The sequence below is a fragment of the Streptomyces sp. NPDC004435 genome, from assembly GCF_042873895.1.
Lineage (GTDB): Bacteria > Actinomycetota > Actinomycetes > Streptomycetales > Streptomycetaceae > Streptomyces.
In genome coordinates, this window is record NZ_JBIAMB010000031.1 from 47940 (window position 1) to 66847 (window position 18908).

The following is an 18908-nucleotide window of genomic DNA, read 5'->3' on the forward strand; positions in this document are numbered from 1 at the left end:
GCCTCGTGCAGCAGAGAGGGCCGGACACGGACACCGAGGGCGGCGTCCCGGCACAGTCGAGCGGCCCGGACCTCGGGACGGGTACGGGAACGGACACGCCCGCGGACACGGAGCGCGGGGCGCCGGCGGACACGGAGCGCGGGTCCGCGGTGGACGCCGAGCACGGGTCCGCGGTGGACACCGAGCACGGGTCCGCGGTGGACACCGCGCGGGGAGCGGCGGTGGACACGGAGCGCGGGGCGCCGGCGGACGCCGAGCACGGGTCCGCTGTCGACGCCGAGCACCGGTCCGCGGCGGAGATCAAGTCCGCTGTCCCGCCCCGGCCCCCGGGCTCTCCCCGCTCCCTCCGGGACCGGTTCGGCTCGCCCGCCGCCCTCGCCCTCGCACCGCTCCTCGTCGCCACCGCGCTCTGGCTCTGGGCGCTGCCCCGCATCGACTTCCGGAACATCGACGAGTTCGGACTGCTCGACCGCTTCCCGATCGCCTTCTACGCGGCCCTCGCCGTCCTCACCCTGGGCTTCGTCCTCACCCTGCGCCGGGCCGGCACCTCGCCCGGCTGGCCCGCCGTCTACTGCGTGGCCATGCTGTTCGCCCTCAAGGCGCCTCCGGCGGTCCTCTACGAGACCGTCCGCTACGCCTGGGCGTCCAAGCACGACGCCATCATCAGCCGGCTGCTCGCGGAGGGAACGGTCCGTCCCGGCACCGACCTCTCCGGCGGCATGTCCGCCTACGACCAGTGGCCCGGCTTCTTCGCGCTCGACGCCGGCCTGGTCCGCGCCTTCGGCGTGGAGGCCGCGGCCTCCTTCACCAACTGGGCCCCGGTCGCCCTCGGGCTGCTCACCCTGCCGGTCCTCGTCCTCATCTACCGCACCTTCAGCGACGACTGGCGGCTGGTGTGGACCGCGATGTGGATCTTCCAGCTCGCGAACTGGGTCGGCCAGGACTACCTCTCCCCGCAGGGCTTCTCCTACCTGCTGTACCTCACCGTCCTCGCCGTCGTCGTCCGCCACTTCGTGCGGCCGGGCTCCGCCGGACCGCTGCGCGACCGGACCGTCCTCGACCCGGCCGCCACGGCGGTACCGCCCGCCACCTCCACCCGGCAGCGGGCGATCGCCGTCCTCCTCCTGGTCCCGGCCATCGCCGCCATCAACGCCTCCCACCAGCTCACCCCGCTGATGCTGTGCGTGACCCTCGCGGCCCTCTGCCTCACCCGCCGCTACCGCAACCTCGGGCTGCTCGCCACGGCCGGCGCGCTGATGCTCGCCTGGTACCTCACCATGGGCCGGGAGCTGTTCTTCACCACGCTCTCCACCCTGAGTGAGAAGCTGGGCAACCTGCTCGCCAACTCCCGGCCCGGATTCGCCGGCGACCCGACCGGCCCCGGACCCGAACTCGTCGGCAGCGCCAACGTCCTGATGGTCCTCGCGCTCGGGGGGCTCGCCGCCGCGGCCGTCCTGCTCCGCCGCCGGCTCGCCCGCAGCGCCCTGCCCCTGATCCTCGCCGCCGCGGCACCCGTGCCGCTGGTCCTGGTCAACGACTACGGCGGCGAGATGATCTTCCGGGTCTACCTCTTCGGCCTGCCCGGCTCCGCCTTCTTCGCCGCCGCCGCGCTGGTCCCCGCCGCCGGCGCCAAGAGCAGGGCCGCCCTCGGCGCCCGCAGGTTCGCGATCGTCGCCCTGCCGCTCGCCCTCGTCACGATGCTGGCGGGCTTCCTCCCCTCGTACTACGGCAAGGAGGGCATGCACTACGCCCAGCCGGGCGAGACCGCGCTCACCCGCCGGGCCTTCGACCAGGCCCCGGAAGGCGCGCTGGTCCTCGCCGCGACCGGGGCCTTCTCCGACGCGTACTACCGCTACGACCGCTACGACCGGTGGTTCTTCACCGAGCAGGAGGTCGACGAGAACCTCCGCATGCTGAAGGACCCGGCCGGCTACCTCGCCGGCGGCATCCCCGCGGGGGTGCCCGCCTACGTGATCCTCACGCCCACCCAGGCCGAGGCCGTCATCGGCGAGGGATACCTCCCGCCGGGCGGATTCGACACCCTGATCCGCTCCCTGAAGCGGTCCCCGCTCTTCGCGGTCGTGGAGGAGAGCCGGTACGGCATCGTCCTGCGCTACAAGCCCACGACGTCCTGACTCCGCACCCACCGCACCCGCGCCCGACTCCGAAGGAGCAGGAACGCCATGGCCCTCCCACGTCTCGTCCCGGACCGGCACAGAGCCGTCCTCGCCGCCTCCGGCTGGGTCGCGCTCGCCGCGACCGCGCTGCCCGGCGGCTCGCCCCTGCGCTGGCTCCCCGTCCTGCTCTTCGTCGGGCTCGCGCCGGGCGTGGCCCTGCTGACACCGCAGCCGGCCGGGCTGCGGCCGGGCGCCCGCCTGGAGCTGTTCGCACTGGCGGCGCCCCTCAGCCTGTCCCTCGCCACGCTCACCGCCACCGCTCTCTTCCTCGCCGACGCCTTCTCGGTCGCCGCCTTCCTCGGCGTCCTGGCGGCCTTCGTCACCGTCGCGGCCCTGCTGCCCGGCGTTCCGCTGCCCGCCGCCACCGACGGCGCCGACGAGCCGGAATCCGCCCCCGGGACGACCCGCTCCCCGTTCCGCTTCCGCAAACGCGAAGGCGGTGAGCAGGGGTGAGCGGGCGGACGGCCCGGGGCGGGGCGGCCGGCCGGCTCGCGGTGGCCCTGGCCGCCGTCGGCGCGCTGACCGCCGGCATCGGGGTCTGGGCCGCCCTCCGGGACGACGCCGACGAGCGCTGCCTGCCCGACGCCCGGCTCGTGGCGCCCTGCGGGGCCTGGTGGGGCGCGTACATCCCGTACGACGAGGACAGCTCGCTGACGAGGCCGGTGTACGCGTTCGAGAAGAAGATCGGCCGCAAGCTCGACCTGGTGTACACGTACCACGACATGTCGGGAAGCGAGGCGGACGGCCGGCTGCTCACCCCCGACGAGGTCGAACTCGGCCGCGAACGGCTGCTGATGCTCGCCTGGGAGTCCACCGTCTGGACCGAGAAGCACCACGAGAACTGGACCGAGAAGCAGCTCGGCTGGAAGAACATCGCCTCCGGCCGCCACGACAAGACGGTGATCGACCCGCAGGCCCTGCGCATCAAGGAGTACGGCAGGAAGGTCTTCCTCTCCTTCGACCAGGAGGCCGACTTCCGCATCCCGCAGGGCGCTGGCACCGCCGAGGAGTACGTGGCGGCCTACCGGCACCTCCACGACCGGTTCCGCGAGCTCGGGGTGACCAACGTGGTGTGGGTGTGGACCGTCTCCGGCTGGACCGACAACGCCGCCACCATGAAGGCCCTCTACCCGGGCGACGCCTACGTCGACTGGATCGGCATGGACCAGTACAACTACTACCTCTGCCACGAGTCGCCCCACTGGCTGGACTTCGAGGCCAGCCAGCGCCCCTCCTACGACTGGCTCCGCGAGAACATCGCCGACGACAAGCCGGTCATGCTCGCCGAGTTCGCCACCGCCCCCGACCCCGAGCGCCCCGAGCGCCAGCGGGACTGGTACGCGGGGATCCCGGGGGTCGCGCCGACCCTGCCCGAGGCCAAGGCGTACGTCCACTGGAACCGGGCCGTCCCCGGACCCGGCTGCGACCTCACCGTCGACTCCGGTGCGGCGCTCGACGGTTACCGGACGGCCGGGCAGGACGCGTACTTCAAGCAGCCCCTGCCGCGGCGCTGAGCCCGCTCAGGAGCGCAGTCCCCGGATCGCGTACACCGCCATCGTGACGCCGGACAGGCCGAGCAGCAGTGGGAGCGGGGCGGTGGCGAGGGACTGCTGGGCCGCCCAGCCGGCCCATATCAGCACCCACACCGCCCCGGCCGCGATCCGGCCGCCCGCGCCCAGCAGCCGCAGCAGCAGGGCCGCGAGCGCCAGGGACAGGCCCTGCGCCACCACCGGCGCCACCCAGGCCGCCGGGCCCGTGCCGAGGAGTTCCGCCGCCGGACCCGCGGCCGGCGGTGGGAGCAGGCCCACGAACGGCGGCGCGGTGTGCAGGGCGAGGAAGGTGACCAGCAGCACCGCGCACGCGTAGCCGCCGCGGAAGGCGCGCACGCCGACCGCCGCGCCCTGGAGGCCGACCAGCACCAGGCCGGCCAGCAGGGTCGGCGCCGGGAGCGCGGCGAGCAGGTCCCGGCCGGAGGGCCGGGCGGCGTCGAGCGGCGCGGCGAACGCCAGCGGCAGCCAGAAGGCGAGCACCGCGACCGCGAGCAGCGCCCACAGGAGGGCGGCGGGCGAGCGGTCCGGCCCGCCCGGGGGCCGCGTGCCGGGCGCCGGCTCGGGGCCGGGCGGCCGGGGCACGTACACGGGGATGCCGTACGCGGGCGTCACCGTGTCCTGGGCGGCGGTGGAGCGCAGATAGGCGTTCTGCCGCGCCCAGTTCGTCCGGTAGCCGTCGTCGTCCCCGGCGGCGGCGACCGGCGCTGCGGGGGCCTCGGGCGCCTTGCCCCTGAGGACCGCCCGCAGCCCCGGGACGCAGGCCACGGCCATCACGGTCATCCCGCCGAGCACCGCCATCCCGGCCCCGCTGATGCCGTACGGGCCGAGCAGCACGGCCGCGCTGCCGAGGACGAGCACGCACATGCCGCCCTGCACGAGGGCGAGCATGCCGGTGCGGCCCTGGACGCGGAGCACCCCGATGTACAGCTCCACCGCGACCCGGGGGAGGGCACCGGCGGCGAGCAGCCGCAGCACCGTCGAGCCGTTGTCGGTGTAGCCCTGGCCGAAGGGGGCCAGGATCAGCGGCGCGAAGAGGACGAGCACCAGGACGACCGGGACGAGCAGCAGCACCATCCGGCGCAGCGCGCCGCGGACGCCCTCGGCGAGTGAGTCGGGGCTGTGGGAGGCGTGCGCGGTCAGCGAGGAGGCCATGTTGATGGCCATGAACTCCATGGTGCCGCCGACGGTGTACGCCGTGTAGAAGAAGGCGTTGTGCGCGGAGTCGAAGCGGACCGCGACCATGACCGGCAGCAGGCTGATCATGAGGAGGCTGAAGAAGGCGCCCACCGCGTCCCCGGCGACGAAGCGCCCGATCTCGCGGTACGTGGGCGGCTCGCGGTCCTTGTCGGCGCGGGCCTGCTGGGGGATGAGCCGGCGGAAGACCAGCCAGGCCAGCGGGATCGTGGAGAACGCGATCGCCGCCGCCCAGGAGACGAAGACGCCGAGGACGGGCAGGGCGGCGGCGAGGACGACGAGCAGGACCAGCTTCCCGACGGAGAAGACGGCGTTGCCGACCGGCACCCAGAACGCCTTGCGCAGGCCGGTGAGGACCCCGTCCTGGAGACTGAGCAGCGCCCAGCCGACCGAGGAGAGGGTGAAGAAGATCCCGGCGGAGAGGGTGCCCAGCGGGGCGTACGAGGGTCCCCACCAGTCCAGGGTGAGCAGGAAGATCCCGGAGGCGGCGGCCACCACGACGCTGCTGAGGAGGTAGAGGCGCAGCACGAGCGGGCCGGTGGCGCGGCCGGCCCGGGGGACGTAGCGGACGACCGCGCCGGCGAGGGTGGTCGCCGTGATGGAGGCGAGCATCCGCTGGGCGGCGATGGCGGCGGAGCCCTGGCCGACGGCCTCCTCCGTGTAGTAGCGGGCGGCGACCAGCCAGAAGCCGAGGCCGAGGGCGGCCGAGACGCCGGTGGAGAGCATCAGGGCGTAGGCGTTGCGGAAGAGCGAGTCCTCCCCGGAGGAGTCCTCGCCGGCGGCCTTCGCCTCGGAGGCTCCGGCGCCGGGTGCCCCCGGGGCGTCCGGTTCGGCGCCCCGGGTCCGTACGGTGTCGGTCACCGGGCGCCGCCCGGGGCGGGCGAGGGCACGGCGGGGCGGGCGCCGGAGGCGCGCAGCGCGCCGAGCGCCTCGTCGGCGCGGCGCGGGTCGACGGGCAGGGCGTGCCGGGCGAACCAGGCGGCGGCGGCCGGGGCGGGGGAGGGGTCGGTGAAGGCCTCGCCCGCGTAGCCGTCGAGGGGCGGGTCGTAGAGGTAGCCGACGGTGATCCGGCGGCGGGCGAGCGCGGCGACGGCGGCGTCCCGGTCCTCGACCAGCAGCGGCGTCCGGAAGAGCGGCGGGACCTCGCCGTCGGCCGGCAGGCCCTGGGCGGAGTACTCGCTCGCGAGGAGGCGGGCGGTGCCGGCGCGGTGGGCGTCGAGGACGGTGTCCAGGGCGGCGAGCCGGTGGCGGACACGGCGCAGGCGGGCGGCTCCGGGGCGGAGCCGGTAGTCGTGCATGTCGACGCGGATCCAGGAGTGGAAGGGGTCGAGGGCGGGCGCCCCGCCGAGGGCCCGGGTCAGCTCCTCGGGGCGCAACGGCATGCGGATGCCGGGCCGTTCGTGCAGTCCGGCGGCGCGCAGGGCGGCGTGCGCGGGGCGGGCGAGGCGCAGCCCGCGGGCGGTGGACTCGGCGTACGGGCGTGCCAGGTAGGCGAGTTCCTTGGTGAGCCGGGCGGGGCGGAGCATCGCGTCCCGCTCGGCGGCGAGTCCGTCGCGCAGCCGCGGGTCGGCGACGGCGAGGAAGCCGCCGGTCTTGGCGCCGGTGTGCTTGGAGAGGCTGAAGACGGAGGCGTCGCCCCAGGCGCCGACCGGGCGGCCGCCGACGGTGGTGCCGATGGCGTGGGCGGCGTCCTCCAGGAGCGGGATGCCGAGCCGGTCGCAGCGGGCGCGCAGTTCGGGGGCGGGGTCGGGGTTGCCGTACAGGTTGGTGGTGAGGACGGCGGAGAGCCCGGACCAGACGGAGTCGGGGACGGCCGCCGGGTCGAGCGAGCCGTCGCGCGGGTCGAGCGGCGCCTGGACGGGCCGGAGCCCGGCGGCGAGCACGACGAAGAAGATGACGTCGTCGTTGACGGGTGACATGAGCACCCGGCCGCCGGGCGCGCACCAGCGGCGCAGCGCGAGGTAGAGGCCGAAGCGGCACGACGGCACGTAGAGGCACGCCCGGCCCCCCAGCCGGACGCGCATGCGTTCTTCCAGTTCCGCGTAAGCAGAAACCATGTGATTCCCCCCTGGATCCACGGGCTCAATGTCGCCCATTCCGGGCGGGGACGTCAACAACGTCCCGCCCGGCCGCCGTGGGCGCGCGGAAGGGCCCGTCCGGGTCGGTCGACCGTGAACGGGCCCTTTCCGTCGCTATCTTGGCGCTTCGCGGGGGGCGGCGGAGGTGGTTCCTCCAGAGAGGCGCGTCATTCCTCCAGCGTGAGCCCGCGGCGCAGCCGGGCGAGGGTGCGCGAGAGCAGCCGGGAGACGTGCATCTGGGAGATGCCGAGCTCGGCGCCGATCTCCGACTGGGTGAGTCCGGTGACGAACCGCAGGGACAGGATGAGCCGTTCGCGTTCGGGCAGCGAGGCGATCATCGGCTTGAGGGAGGCGACGTACTCGATGCCGGTCAGGCCGTGGTCCTCGTAGCCGAGCCGGTCGGCGAGGGTGGACTCGTTCTGTCCGTGGTCGTCGTCCTCGGTCTGGGCGTCGAGCGAGGCGGCCGTGTAGGCGTTGCTGGCGGCCATGCCCTCGACGACCTCGTCCTCGGTGCGCCCGAGTTCGGCGGCGAGTTCGGCGACGGTGGGCGCCCGGTCGAGGCGCTGGGAGAGGGCGTCGCCGGCCCGGGCCAGGTCGAGGCGGAGTTCCTGGAGCCGGCGGGGGACGTGCACGGACCAGGAGGTGTCGCGGAAGAAGCGCTTGATCTCGCCGATGATCGTCGGCATCGCGAAGGTGGGGAACTCCACGCCGCGGGCGAGTTCGAAGCGGTCGATGGCCTTGATGAGGCCGATCGTGCCGACCTGGACGATGTCCTCCATGGGCTCGCTGCGGCTGCCGAAGCGGGCGGCGGCGAAGCGGACCAGGGCCAGGTTGAGTTCGACGAGGGTGTTGCGGACGTACGCGTACTCGTGGGTGCCCTCCTCCAGCTCGGCGAGCCGGGCGAAGAGGTCCTTCGAGAGCGCGCGGGCGTCGGCCGGGGCGACCCGGTCGAGAGGGCCGTCGAGTGCCGGGGACGGAACGGGTGTGGGATCGGCGGGACGGGGAAGGGCTGGTGTCGACGGCGCGGTGGGGGTGCGCGGGACGTCGAGCCGGGGTGACATGGGTCTCCTCAGGGGGTGGGTGTCCGGGTGCGGTTTGCGGCGCCTCCAAGCCGGCTGGATCGGGTGTTGCCTACTAGCCCTACCTGCTCGGCGGCGATCGTTGCAAGTGGCAATAATCCGTATTGGGTGGTTTTGTGGGGGGCTCGTGTGCGTCGGAAGGCGCTCCGCTAGTAGGGTTCTGCGCAGTCGATAGAGGAGGGGCCCGACCATGGACCGCCAGCACATCGGCAGCGCGCAGCCCGCGCGGCTGCGGGTCGAGGCCAGCGCTGTGGACGGCGGCGCGGAACTTCTCGCTCCGGTGGGTGAGCTCGATCACCACACCGCGGAACTGCTGCGCGAACCGCTCGATGCCGCCCTGGACGCCGGCCGCGTCCGGCTCGTCGTCGACTGCTCGGGACTCGCGTTCTGCGACTCGACCGGACTCAACGTGCTCCTCGGGGCGCGGCTGCGGGCCGAGGCGGCCGGCGGCGGGGTCCATCTGGTGGCCATGCGGCCCGCCGTGGCCCGGGTCTTCCAGATCACCGGCGCGGAGGCGGTCTTCACCGTGCACGACACCCTCGCCACCGCCCTCCCCGGCTCCGGCTGACCCCCGCCGGAGCCCTCGCGCCGCCCCCTTTTACGCCCCTGCCCCTGCTGTCTCGTCGACCGGTGAGGTGAAGTGCTGATGGACCAGGCTTCCGACGTGCGGACGCTCGCACTCGGCGAGACCAGCGGCACCGTCCCGCTCGCCCGTGACTTCACCCGCGGCGCGCTGACCGAGTGGGGCTGGCTGCCGGCCGCCTCGGCCGACCGGCGGGCCGCCGCCGAGGACGTCCTGCTCGTCGTCTCCGAACTCGTCACCAACGCCTGCCTGCACGCCGAGGGTCCCGAGCGGCTCCGGGTGGTCCGCCTCGCCGACACCGTCCGCCTGGAGGTCACCGACCGGGGCGCCGGCCAGCCCGCGCCCCGCACCCCGCACCGGTCCGGACGCCCCGGCGGACACGGCATGTTCATCGTGCAGCGGCTCTGCCTCGACTGGGGCATCCAGCGCGTGCCGGGCGCTCCCGGCAAGACGGTCTGGGCCGAACTGGCCGCTCCCGCCTGACAGTCGCCCGCCCCGCGCGACCGCCGCAGGACTTTCACCTTTGTGTCCCAGGATGCCCCGTCCTTTAGGGCGGGGAGGAATGGGTCCTTGGCGCGGAGCGCCGGAGTTCTCTCCGCAGTTGTTCTGACCTGCACTCTCTTCCGTTGTCAGTGGCGGGCGTTAGGTTGCGGATCGTGAGGATGACAGCGGTAGCCGAGACGGTGGCCGGGCACGCCCGGTACACCTACCGGCTGCGCCTGTCGTCCACCGCCCGTACAGCTCTGGTAGCGGAGTGGGGGCGGTGCCGGTGGGTGTGGAACGAGTGCGTGGCGATGTCCCGAAGGGTCCACAAGCACAACAGAGCAACCGGCGAGGAGAAGATCACGTGCGGTCCGGCACAGCTCGACAAGATGCTGACCGAAGCCCGCCGGTCGATGGCGTGGCTGCGGGAGGGTACTTCGGTTACTCAGCAGCAGATCATCCGGGACTTCGGCAAGTCCCGGGCGAAGGCGTTGAAGGACGTGAAGGCGCGGCTGCCGACGCGGCAGAGGGCCGGAATGCCCCGGATCAAGCGGAAGCGGGACGCGCTGCCGTCGCTGAACTACACCCAGCGGGGTTTCCGGATCAAGGACGGCCGCCTCCACCTGGCCGGCGGGATCGTGCTGACGGTGGTGTGGTCGCGAGATCTGCCGTCCGACCCGTCGAGCGTGCGCGTGTACCGGGACAGCCTCGGCCACTGGTACGCGTCGTTCGTCGTCCCCACGGTGACCGAGACCCTGCCGTCGACCGGCAAGGCGATCGGCATTGACTGGGGTGTGAAGGAGACCGCGACCACCACGTCCGACGACCACGACCTGGCCCACGCCGAGCACGGCAAGACGGCCGCCGCGAAGCTCGCGCACTACCAGCGGATGATGGCCCGGCGTCGCACCCCGAAGAACAAGCCCGACACCAAGGGCTATGGGAAGGCCCGCCGGGCGGCGGCGAAGGTGTCCAAGAAGATCGCTCGGCAGCGGCAGGACAACGGCCGCAAGTGGGCCAGGGCCGTCGTCCGCGACTTCGACCACCTCGCCGTGGAGGACTTCAAGCCGAAGTTCCTCGCGAAGACGACCATGGCCCGCAAGGCGGCCGACGCCGCGATCGGCGCCACCAAGACCGCGCTGGTCGAGATGGCCCGCAAGCACGGCAAGACCGTGCACCTGGTCCACCCCGCGCACACCACCATGGACTGCGCGCACTGCGGAGCGAGAGCCAAGCACCGCCTACCTCTTTCCGAGAGAACATATACGTGCACCGCGTGCGGAGCGGTGTCCCCCAGGGACAAGAACTCCGCCCGCGTGATGCTCGTCCGGGCTGGTCTCACCCCGGCTAGTGCTGATCTTGTAAGCGCTGCCCCCTGCTAGGGGTCAGCCGAAGTGAGCTAGGAATCCCCGTCCTTCCGGGCGGGGAGGATGTCAATCTTCTTCCCTCCGTGCGGCCCCAGGCGTACCTTGACGCCTAATCTGATGGCGCGTCAGGAAAAAGAGCGGTGAGGGGTCGCTGGTGTCCAGGAAGCCGAACCGGAGGAGGGCGGCCGCCGTGCTCACGGCCGCCGTCGCGGTCTGGGCGCCGGCCGGGCTGGCCGCCGCGCCCGCCGCCCACGCCGAGATCGTCGACGTGAGGTACGAGTGCGTCACCGAGATCGGCGACCGCGGAGCCGTCTCGCCCGTGGACATCACGGCCGAGCGGAAGGGCGACGCCTACGCGATCACCATGACCTTCGACAAGGGCGTCTCCGACAGCCCCGTCGAACTCCCCAAGGGCGTCATGACACCCCGCGCCGACCTCGTCCTCGGCGGCGCCGACCGGGGCACCGTCAAGGTCAAGGGTGCCCCCAACACCGCCGCCGTCCCCGCCTTCACCCCCATCAGGATCGGCACCCTCACCGGCACCTACACGCCGAAGCGCGAGGGCACCGTCACCTTCACCGCCGGAGTGCTCACCGTCCACGCCCTGGGGATGGACGCCGCCGTCTGCACCCCCGCGAACAAGCCGAAACCGTCGCTCACCCTGACCGTCACCGGCCTCCCGGGGAAGGAGACGCAGCCCCCCGACGACTCCGACGGCTCCAACGGCTCCAACGGGTCCGACGGCTCCGACGGCTCCGCGGAGTCCGCCGAGGAGGACGAGGCCGACGGACTGCCCGGCGGCGAACTGCCCCGGACCGGCGGCACCGTCACCACCGCCGCCCTCGCCACCCTCGGCGGCACCGTCCTCCTCGGCGGCGCCGGCGGACTCCTCTGGCTCACCCGCCGCCCCCGCCCGGCCCGCCCATGACCAGGACCCGGTACGCGCTCCTCGCCGCCGCCGTCCTCGGCACGCTCGGCGCCGCGCCACCCGCCACCTCCGCGTGGACCGCCGCGCCCGCCGCCGGACGGCCGTACGCCTATCTCGAAGGCCCCGCCGGCAGCGTCCTCCAGGACACCCTCTCCGTCACCAACCCCGGCCCGCGCCCGCTCACCGTCACCCTCACCGGCGAGGGCCCCGCCGCCGTCGCCTTCGCCGCCCGCACCGTCACCGTGCCCGCCCGCACCCGCGCCGACGTCCCCTTCGCCGTCACCGTCACCGCCGCCACCCCGCCCGGCGAGCACCGCGGCACCGTACGGGCCGCGGCCGGCGGCCGGCGGACCGCCGTCGACCTGCGGCTGAAGGTCAGCGGCCCCCGGCTCGCCGCCCTCACCGTCGAGGACGCCCGCGTCGACCGGGCCACCGGCACCCTCCACTACACCCTCGTCAACCGCGGCAGCACCGTCCTCGACCGGCCCCGCCTCGCCGTCCGCGCCGACGGCCTCCTCGGCACCGTCCTCGACCGGCCCGAGCGCGCCCTGCCGCTCAGCCTCCGCCCCGGCGAGCGCGCGGCCCGCACCGAACCCTGGCCCGACCGGCCGGCCCTCGACTCCGTCACCGTCCGGCTCACCGCCGCCGCGCCCGGAGCCGCCCCCGCCACCGCCGTCACCGGGGCCGTCCTCGCCACCGGGCCCGCCGTCGCCTCCGCCGCGGGGACGCTGCTCGCCGCCGCGGGCGGAGCCGCGTACGCGATCCGGCGCCGCACGAAGGGAGCCACCGCATGAGACCGGCCGCCGCCCCCGCCCGTACGGCCCCGACTCCCGCCCGTACGGCCCCGACCCGCGCCCGTACCGCACTGACCGCGCTGCTCACGGCCCTCTTCCTCGCCCTGCTCCCGGCCGTCGCCGCGACCGCCGCGTCCCCCTCCTCCGCGGCTGCCGGTGACCCGACCGTGGCCGTCTCGCGGAACGAGGCTCCCAAGGGGGGCGAGATCACCGTCAGCGGCACCGGCTGGAAGGCCGGCGCCCTGCTGATGGTCCTGCTCTGCGGCCAGGGCACCCCGGAGAAGGGGGTCGTCGGCGGCACCAACTCCTGCGCCAACACCGACGGCCGGGCCGCCACGGTCGACCCGCGCGGCGCCTTCAGCGTCAAACTGCCGGTCGCCGCCCCGCCCAAGCCCTGCCCCTGCGTCGTCCACGTCGCCGGAGTCACCGGACAGCAGGACGCCGTCGACGCCGCCCTCACCGTCTCCGGCCATCCCACGGCCCCGCTCCCGGACAGCGCGGGCGACGGACGTCTCGCCGTCCTCACCGCCGCCCGCCTCGACGGGTCGAGCGGGGTGCTGACCTGGTTCGGCGCGCCGCCCGGACGCACCCTCGTGCTCACCGTCGGCAACCTCGGCACCGCGCCCGTCCGCGACCCCGTCTTCCTCGTCGGCACCGCCCGCGGCGTCCTCGCCCCGAGTGACGAGGAGCACCAGTGGCGCGGCACCATCAAGCCCGGCCAGAAGGCGCGGATCGAGCTGGACGTCGAGCTCTCCGCCGGAGCCCACGGCGACTACCGGGTCTCCGTCTCCTACGGCGGGAAGGTCCTGGCCGAACAGCCCTGGAAGGTGGGCCGTCCCTGGGGCGTCGTCCTCTTCTGGGCCCTGCTCGCCGTGGTCGTGCCCGCCGCCCTCTTCCGGATCGGCATGGTCCTCGTCGACCGGGCCGGCGGCCGGAACCGCCACTCCGTCCCCGTCCCCGTACCGGCGGACGCGGACGGCCCCGTGACGACCGCGGTCCTGCCGTGGTTCCACCCGGACTCCGCACCGTCCGAGAACAGTCCGACGACGAAGGGACATTCGTGAGCACGCAACGGAGGACGATCGCGGCCGGGGTCGCGCTGATGCTCGGCGGCGCGGGGATCCTGCTGTCCGCCGCTCCCGCCCAGGCCGCGCAGATCTCGTTCAAGACGGAGTGCATCCCGCCGGCGATCTCCGGCCTGCCGCCGGTCCAGGGCACCACCACGGTGCTGGTCACCGCGCCCGCGACCGCCAAGGTCGGCGACACCGTCGAGGTCGTGTGGAAGACGGTGAAGCCGGCCTCCAAGAACCCCGACATGCTGGATCTGGCCGCGAACACCGTCAAGCCGACCGGCACCATGAAGATCGGCGGCGCCCAGAGCGGCACGGTCGCCATGGAGGGCCCCCGGCAGAACCCGCCGATCCCCAAGAACACCGACATGGTCCTGCCCGAGATGAAGGGCACCCTCAAGCTGACCAAGGCGGGCGACGTCACGCTGACGCCCGACGCGTACACGATCAACGTGTCCAAGCCGATGTCGACGAACACCACGTGCACGCCGAAGGAGCAGGTCCCCGTCGGCGCCACCATCAAGGTGAGCGCGGACGGAGGCGGCAACGGCGGCTCCGGCAACGGCGGCGGCTCGAACAACGGAGGCTCCGGCAACGGAGGATCCGACAACGGGGGCTCCGACAACGGGGGCTCCGGCGACGGCGGCTCCGACAACGGCGGCGGGAACGGCGGCGGCGGGGACGGCGGCCGGACCGACTTCCCGGGCAAGGAGGTCAAGGTGGCCTTCACCTGTACGTCCCCCGGCCCCGCCTCGATCAACTCCAAGGTCACCATCGGCGCGAAGAAGAACGGCGGCGCCTACGACCTCACGGTCAAGACGGCCAAGGGCGTCATGAACAGCCCGGCGCCCCTCCCCGCGAACGCCCTGACGCCCAGCATGGACATCAAGATCGGCGGGGACGACAGCGGCACCGTCAAGGTGACCGGCGCCTCCAACCCCACCGCGCTCAAGATGAACGACCCGGTGAGCCTCACCGACATGAAGGGCACCTACCGCCCCGGCGCCACCGGAAAGGCCACGCTCTCCCCGGGCGCGCTCACCATCTCGGTCGTCCTCGCCCCGGGCGCCGACCCGATCAAGATCCCCTGCACGGTGAAGGGCGCCGTCGAGGCGTCGCTCACCCTGGACACCGCCAAGCAGTCCGGCGGCACCTCCGGCTCCACCGACGACGGCGGCACGGACAACGGCGGCACGAACGCCAACGGCGACGGCGGCAGTGGTAACGGCAACGGAGGCAACGGCAACGGGGGCAACGGCTCCGGCGGCGGCGAGAACCTCGCCGAGACCGGTGCCGAGTCCGACGGCGCCCTGCGCGCCCTCGGCCTCGTCGCCGGCACCGTGATCCTGCTCGGCGGCGCGCTCTTCACCTTCACGCCGTGGCGCAGGCTGGCCCGGCGCGAGCGCTAGGACGCGCGAACGGGACGGCCCCGGCACACCGTGGGGTGTGCCGGGGCCGTCCCGCGTGTCACATGCGTCAGTGGACGCTGCCCATGAGGGACTGGACCTTCTTGCGGTACATGAAGACCGCGATGCCCGCGCCGACGGCCAGTGTCGCCTGGAGCGCGATGATCCCGGTGCCGTTGAGGTCCACCCCGGCCAGCGACAGCAGACCCGTGGTGCAGTCACCCGCGGTGACCGCGAGGAACCAGACGCCCATCATCTGGGAGGCGTACTTCTTCGGCGCCATCTTCGTGGTGACGGAGAGGCCGACGGGGGAGAGGCACAGCTCACCGATGGTCTGGATCATGTAGATCGAGACGAGCCACATCGGGGAGACCATCGTCCCGTCGCCCGCCATGCCCATCGGGACGACGAAGACGAAGAACGAGGCGCCGACCAGGACCAGACCCATCGCGAACTTCACGATGGTGTTCGGCTCCTGGTTCTTGCGGGCCAGCCAGAGCCAGAGCCACGCGAAGACCGGGGCCAGCGCCATCACGAACATCGGGTTGAGCGACTGGTACCAGGTGGCCGACGGGTCGAAGCCGAAGATCGAGCCGGTCTTGTCGTCGGCGAACAGCGACAGCGTCGAGCCGCCCTGGTCGTAGATCATCCAGAAGATGGCGGCGGCCACGAAGAACCAGATGTAGCCGTTCATCTTCGACTGCTCGGAACGGTCCAGGTCCTTGTCGCGCTTGATGCGGACCAGGACGGCGACCGGGATGATCAGACCGGCGAGGGTCAGCGGGACCAGGGCCCAGTTCAGGGTGAACAGGTCCAGGCCCACGACGACGCCGTAGAAGACGGCGGCGGCGACGACCACGAGCGCGACCTTGACCAGGATGCTCTTGCGCTCCTGGGCCGAGAGCGGGTTCGGGACCAGGCTGCTGGTGGGGCTCAGGCTCTTGGTGAAGGCCAGGAAGCAGGCGAGGCCGATGCCCATGCCGACGGCGGCGAGGGCGAAGCCGAGGTGCCAGTTGACCTTCTCGCCGACGGTGCCGACGACGAACGGCGCCACGAACGCGCCGAGGTTGATGCCCACGTAGAAGAGGGTGAAGCCACCGTCGCGGCGCGGGTCGTCCGGGCCGTCGTAGAGGTGGCCGACCATCGTGGAGATGTTGGCCTTGAGCAGACCCGAACCGGCGGCGACGAGCGCCAGACCGACGAAGAACATCGCCTGACCCGGCAGGGCCAGCGAAGCGTGACCGGCCATGATGACGAAGCCGGCGATCGTGACGGTCTTGCGCGCGCCCCAGACGCGGTCGCCGAACCAGCCGCCGGGCATGGCCATCAGGTAGACCATCGACACGTACACGGAGTAGATCGCCGTGGCCGTGGCCGCCGTCATGGCGAGACCGCCGCCCTGGCTGCCGGTGGCCGCGTCCGCGCCGCCGGAGACCAGGTACAGGACGAGGAGGGCCCTCATGCCGTAGTAGGAGAAGCGCTCCCACATCTCGGTGAAGAAGAGGGTGGCCAGGCCGCGGGGGTGGCCGAGGAACGTCTTCCCGGAACCAGAGGTTCCGTTCGAAGCCGTCGTCAGGCTGGACGCCATGTCGATCCTTGCTCTGTCGGGACGCGCGCCTCGTGAGCGTGATGCGCCCGGTGGGGGGTGGCCGGCACCGGCCGGGACGTGTGCGTCCCGCCCGGGATCCACGCCCCGCCGCGCGCCGTCGCGCCGCGGGACCCGGCCCACAGGTCGTTCGCCGTCTTCAAGGCTGGCAAGACCAACCCTGCGCAGAAAAGAGGACCTCGGCTGCCGAAGCAGGCCAAAGGTCCCCGTTTACCGCTACAGACGTCTCGCCACCATACGACACGACAGTGCCGGATATGGAAGGACTTGAGAGATGGATCACAGGTGACCATGGAACCAACAGGCGTCATTCCAAGGTGATGTCCAGATTACGCACCCTGCTTCGGAGGCGGTCCGAAGCGGGGGCGGGCGGCTCGCGATCCCGCCCCGGTGCGGCACCCGTGCGGACTACCATCACCCCATGACCCGTGTACTGCTCGCCGAGGACGACGCATCCATCTCGGAACCGCTGGCCCGCGCCCTGCGGAGAGAGGGGTACGAGGTCGAGGTCCGCGAGGACGGACCGAGCGCGCTCGACACCGGGCTCCAGGGCGGCGTCGACCTCGTCGTGCTCGACCTCGGCCTGCCCGGCATGGACGGCCTGGAGGTCGCCCGGCGGCTGCGCGCCGACGGGCACACGATCCCGATCCTGGTCCTCACCGCCCGCGCGGACGAGGTCGACACGGTCGTCGGGCTCGACGCGGGCGCCGACGACTACGTCACCAAGCCCTTCCGCCTCGCCGAACTCCTCGCCCGGGTCCGGGCCCTGCTCCGGCGCGGCGCCTCCGAGCCCGCCCCCGCGCCCGCCACGCACGGCGTCCGCATCGACGTCGAGTCGCACCGGGCCTGGATGGGCGAGGAGGAGCTCCAGCTCACGGCGAAGGAGTTCGACCTGCTGCGCGTCCTGGTCCGGGACGCGGGCCGGGTCGTCACCCGCGACCAGCTGATGCGCGAGGTCTGGGACACGACCTGGTGGTCCTCCACCAAGACCCTCGACATGCACATCTCCTGGCTCCGCAAGAAGCTCGGCGACGACGCGGCCAACCCCCGCTACATCGCCACGGTCCGAGGCGTCGGCTTCCGCTTCGAGAAGAGCTGACGGCCGGGGACGCCCCGCGCGGCGCCGCACCCGAGCTTCGCCCCGACCCGGGGCCGCCGCGCGGCAGAGGGCCCGACCCCGCGCCCCCAACCGGGGCCGCCGCGCGGCAGAGGATCCGCCCCCACCCCCGCACCCCGACCCGGGGCCGCCGCGCGGCAGAGGGCCCGCCCCCCACCCCCGTACCCCCGCCCGGGAGAGCACGTGCGCCGCCGTCTCATCACCTCCACCCTCGCCGTGGTCCTCGTCGTCATCGCCGTCTTCGGCGTCTCCCTCGTCCTCGTGGAGACCCGGACGATCACCAACAGCGCCCAGGAGAGCGTGGAGGCCGAGGCCCTGCGGATCGCGTCGATCGTCGACAGCCGGCTGATCGGCGGCGAGCCGGTCAATCCGGACATCCTGGCCGAACAGAGCGGCGCCAAGCGGTACGCGCTGATCGCCATCCCCGGCCGGCCCGCCATCGAGATCGGCACCCGCCCCGCCGGCAGCGTCATCCGGGGCGAGGCCGAGGGCGAGCGCGGGGAGACGGTGATCGTGGAGGAGCCCCGCTCCGCGATCACCTCCGAGGTCGGCAGCACCGCCCTGATCATCGTCGCCGTCGCCGGCCTCGCCGTCATCGCGGCCGTCCTCCTCGCCGTCCGCCAGGCGAACCGGCTCGCCTCCCCCCTCACCGACCTCGCCGAGACCGCCGAACGGCTCGGCTCGGGCGACCCCCGGCCCCGGCACAAGCGGTACGGGGTCCCCGAGCTGGACCGGGTCGCCGACGTGCTCGACGCCTCCGCCGAGCGGATCGCCCGCATGCTCACCGCCGAGCGCCGGCTCGCCGCCGACGCCTCCCACCAGCTCCGCACACCCCTCACCGCGCTCTCCATGCGCCTGGAGGAGGTCGCGCTCGCCGACGACCTGGACACGGTCAAGGAGGAGGCGACGATCGCGCTCACCCAGGTCGAGCGGCTCACCGACGTCGTCGAGCGGCTGCTCACCAACTCCCGTGACCCCCGCTCCGGCTCCGCCGTCGCCTTCGACATCGACGAGGTCGTCAAGCAGCAGATCGAGGAGTGGCGCCCCGCCTACCGCAGCGCGGGCCGCGCCATCGTCCACTCCGGCAAGCAGGGCATGCGGGCCATCGGCACCCCGGGCGCGGTCGCCCAGGTCCTCGCCGCGCTCATCGAGAACTCGCTCATGCACGGCGGCGGCACCGTCGCCCTGCGGACCCGCGTCATCGGCAACCAGTCGGTGATCGAGATCACCGACGAGGGCCCCGGCGTCCCCGCCGACCTCGGCGCGCGGATCTTCGAGCGGGCGGTCAGCGGCCGCAGCTCCACCGGCATCGGCCTCGCGGTCGCCCGGGACCTCGCCGAGGCGGACGGCGGCCGCCTGGAACTCCTCCAGCAGCAGCCGCCGGTCTTCGCGCTCTTCCTCAGCCGGGAGGCCCGCAGGGTCTCCGAGGAGAGGGAGCGCCCCGTGCGCTGAGCAGAGCCACGGGCGAGGGAAAGG

Annotated in this window: 16 protein-coding genes; 12 read left to right on the forward strand and 4 right to left on the reverse strand. The window is 73.3% G+C overall.

The genetic code is table 11. From position 1 onward, the window contains the following. Positions 1-5 precede the first annotated feature (5 nt). The 3 genes from ACFYT9_RS37040 to ACFYT9_RS37050 are packed head-to-tail and all read left to right on the forward strand — an operon-like array spanning position 6 to position 3691. Positions 6-2135 carry a hypothetical protein gene (locus tag ACFYT9_RS37040; RefSeq protein ID WP_389171074.1) on the forward strand — a complete coding sequence of 710 codons (2130 nt, stop codon included), beginning with the start codon at positions 6-8 and terminating at the stop codon, positions 2133-2135. A gap of 48 nt (positions 2136-2183) precedes the next feature. Further along, positions 2184-2630, forward strand: coding sequence for a hypothetical protein (locus ACFYT9_RS37045; protein WP_389171077.1), 447 nt, complete (start codon positions 2184-2186; stop codon positions 2628-2630). Next, on the forward strand, positions 2627-3691 hold the full coding sequence (locus ACFYT9_RS37050) for a glycosyl hydrolase (RefSeq protein ID WP_387276605.1): 1065 nt from the start codon (positions 2627-2629) through the stop codon (positions 3689-3691). The genes ACFYT9_RS37045 and ACFYT9_RS37050 overlap by 4 nt, the downstream gene beginning before the upstream one ends. Before the next feature lie 6 nt (positions 3692-3697). Here the strand turns inward: ACFYT9_RS37050 and ACFYT9_RS37055 are convergent, their stop codons facing one another. The 3 genes from ACFYT9_RS37055 to ACFYT9_RS37065 all read right to left on the reverse strand — a co-directional run bounded on the left by ACFYT9_RS37055 (position 3698) and on the right by ACFYT9_RS37065 (position 8060). Beyond that, the gene (locus tag ACFYT9_RS37055) at positions 3698-5782 is read right to left on the reverse strand and encodes a lipopolysaccharide biosynthesis protein (RefSeq protein WP_389171080.1); all 2085 of its coding nucleotides are present in this window, start codon (positions 5780-5782) and stop codon (positions 3698-3700) included. Continuing rightward, the gene (locus ACFYT9_RS37060; protein WP_389171082.1) at positions 5779-6978 is read right to left on the reverse strand and encodes a DegT/DnrJ/EryC1/StrS family aminotransferase; all 1200 of its coding nucleotides are present in this window, start codon (positions 6976-6978) and stop codon (positions 5779-5781) included. The genes ACFYT9_RS37055 and ACFYT9_RS37060 overlap by 4 nt, the downstream gene beginning before the upstream one ends. 188 nt (positions 6979-7166) lie before the next feature. After that, positions 7167-8060 carry an RNA polymerase sigma factor SigF gene (locus tag ACFYT9_RS37065; RefSeq protein ID WP_389171085.1) on the reverse strand — a complete coding sequence of 298 codons (894 nt, stop codon included), beginning with the start codon at positions 8058-8060 and terminating at the stop codon, positions 7167-7169. Positions 8061-8268: 208 nt separating this feature from the next. Between ACFYT9_RS37065 and ACFYT9_RS37070 the strand changes: the two genes are divergently transcribed. From ACFYT9_RS37070 to ACFYT9_RS37100, 7 genes are all read left to right on the forward strand, one after another. Beyond that, entirely contained in the window at positions 8269-8646 is a 378-nt protein-coding gene (locus ACFYT9_RS37070; RefSeq protein ID WP_376595892.1) for an STAS domain-containing protein, read from the forward strand. A gap of 78 nt (positions 8647-8724) precedes the next feature. Further along, positions 8725-9144, forward strand: a complete 420-nt coding sequence (locus tag ACFYT9_RS37075; protein ID WP_389171088.1) for an ATP-binding protein — start codon at positions 8725-8727, stop codon at positions 9142-9144. A gap of 179 nt (positions 9145-9323) precedes the next feature. Beyond that, positions 9324-10526 carry an RNA-guided endonuclease InsQ/TnpB family protein gene (locus tag ACFYT9_RS37080; RefSeq protein ID WP_389171091.1) on the forward strand — a complete coding sequence of 401 codons (1203 nt, stop codon included), beginning with the start codon at positions 9324-9326 and terminating at the stop codon, positions 10524-10526. Positions 10527-10701: 175 nt separating this feature from the next. Next, positions 10702-11439, forward strand: a complete 738-nt coding sequence (locus tag ACFYT9_RS37085) for a peptidase (RefSeq protein ID WP_389171094.1) — start codon at positions 10702-10704, stop codon at positions 11437-11439. After that, complete coding sequence (locus tag ACFYT9_RS37090; RefSeq protein WP_389171096.1) at positions 11436-12233, forward strand: hypothetical protein; 798 nt, start codon at positions 11436-11438, stop codon at positions 12231-12233. The genes ACFYT9_RS37085 and ACFYT9_RS37090 overlap by 4 nt, the downstream gene beginning before the upstream one ends. Beyond that, entirely contained in the window at positions 12230-13297 is a 1068-nt protein-coding gene (locus ACFYT9_RS37095; RefSeq protein WP_389171099.1) for a hypothetical protein, read from the forward strand. Before ACFYT9_RS37090 ends, ACFYT9_RS37095 begins: the two co-directional genes overlap by 4 nt. Continuing rightward, positions 13294-14712 carry a hypothetical protein gene (locus tag ACFYT9_RS37100; protein WP_389171102.1) on the forward strand — a complete coding sequence of 473 codons (1419 nt, stop codon included), beginning with the start codon at positions 13294-13296 and terminating at the stop codon, positions 14710-14712. The genes ACFYT9_RS37095 and ACFYT9_RS37100 overlap by 4 nt, the downstream gene beginning before the upstream one ends. A 67-nt stretch (positions 14713-14779) precedes the next feature. Here ACFYT9_RS37100 and ACFYT9_RS37105 read toward each other — a convergent pair whose 3' ends face one another. Further along, on the reverse strand, positions 14780-16297 hold the full coding sequence (locus tag ACFYT9_RS37105) for a peptide MFS transporter (RefSeq protein WP_376597576.1): 1518 nt from the start codon (positions 16295-16297) through the stop codon (positions 14780-14782). A gap of 439 nt (positions 16298-16736) precedes the next feature. Between ACFYT9_RS37105 and ACFYT9_RS37110 the strand changes: the two genes are divergently transcribed. After that, positions 16737-17414 carry a response regulator transcription factor gene (locus ACFYT9_RS37110; RefSeq protein ID WP_376597578.1) on the forward strand — a complete coding sequence of 226 codons (678 nt, stop codon included), beginning with the start codon at positions 16737-16739 and terminating at the stop codon, positions 17412-17414. A 201-nt stretch (positions 17415-17615) separates the two neighbouring features. Continuing rightward, entirely contained in the window at positions 17616-18884 is a 1269-nt protein-coding gene (locus ACFYT9_RS37115; protein ID WP_376597580.1) for an ATP-binding protein, read from the forward strand. Positions 18885-18908: the final 24 nt, after the last annotated feature.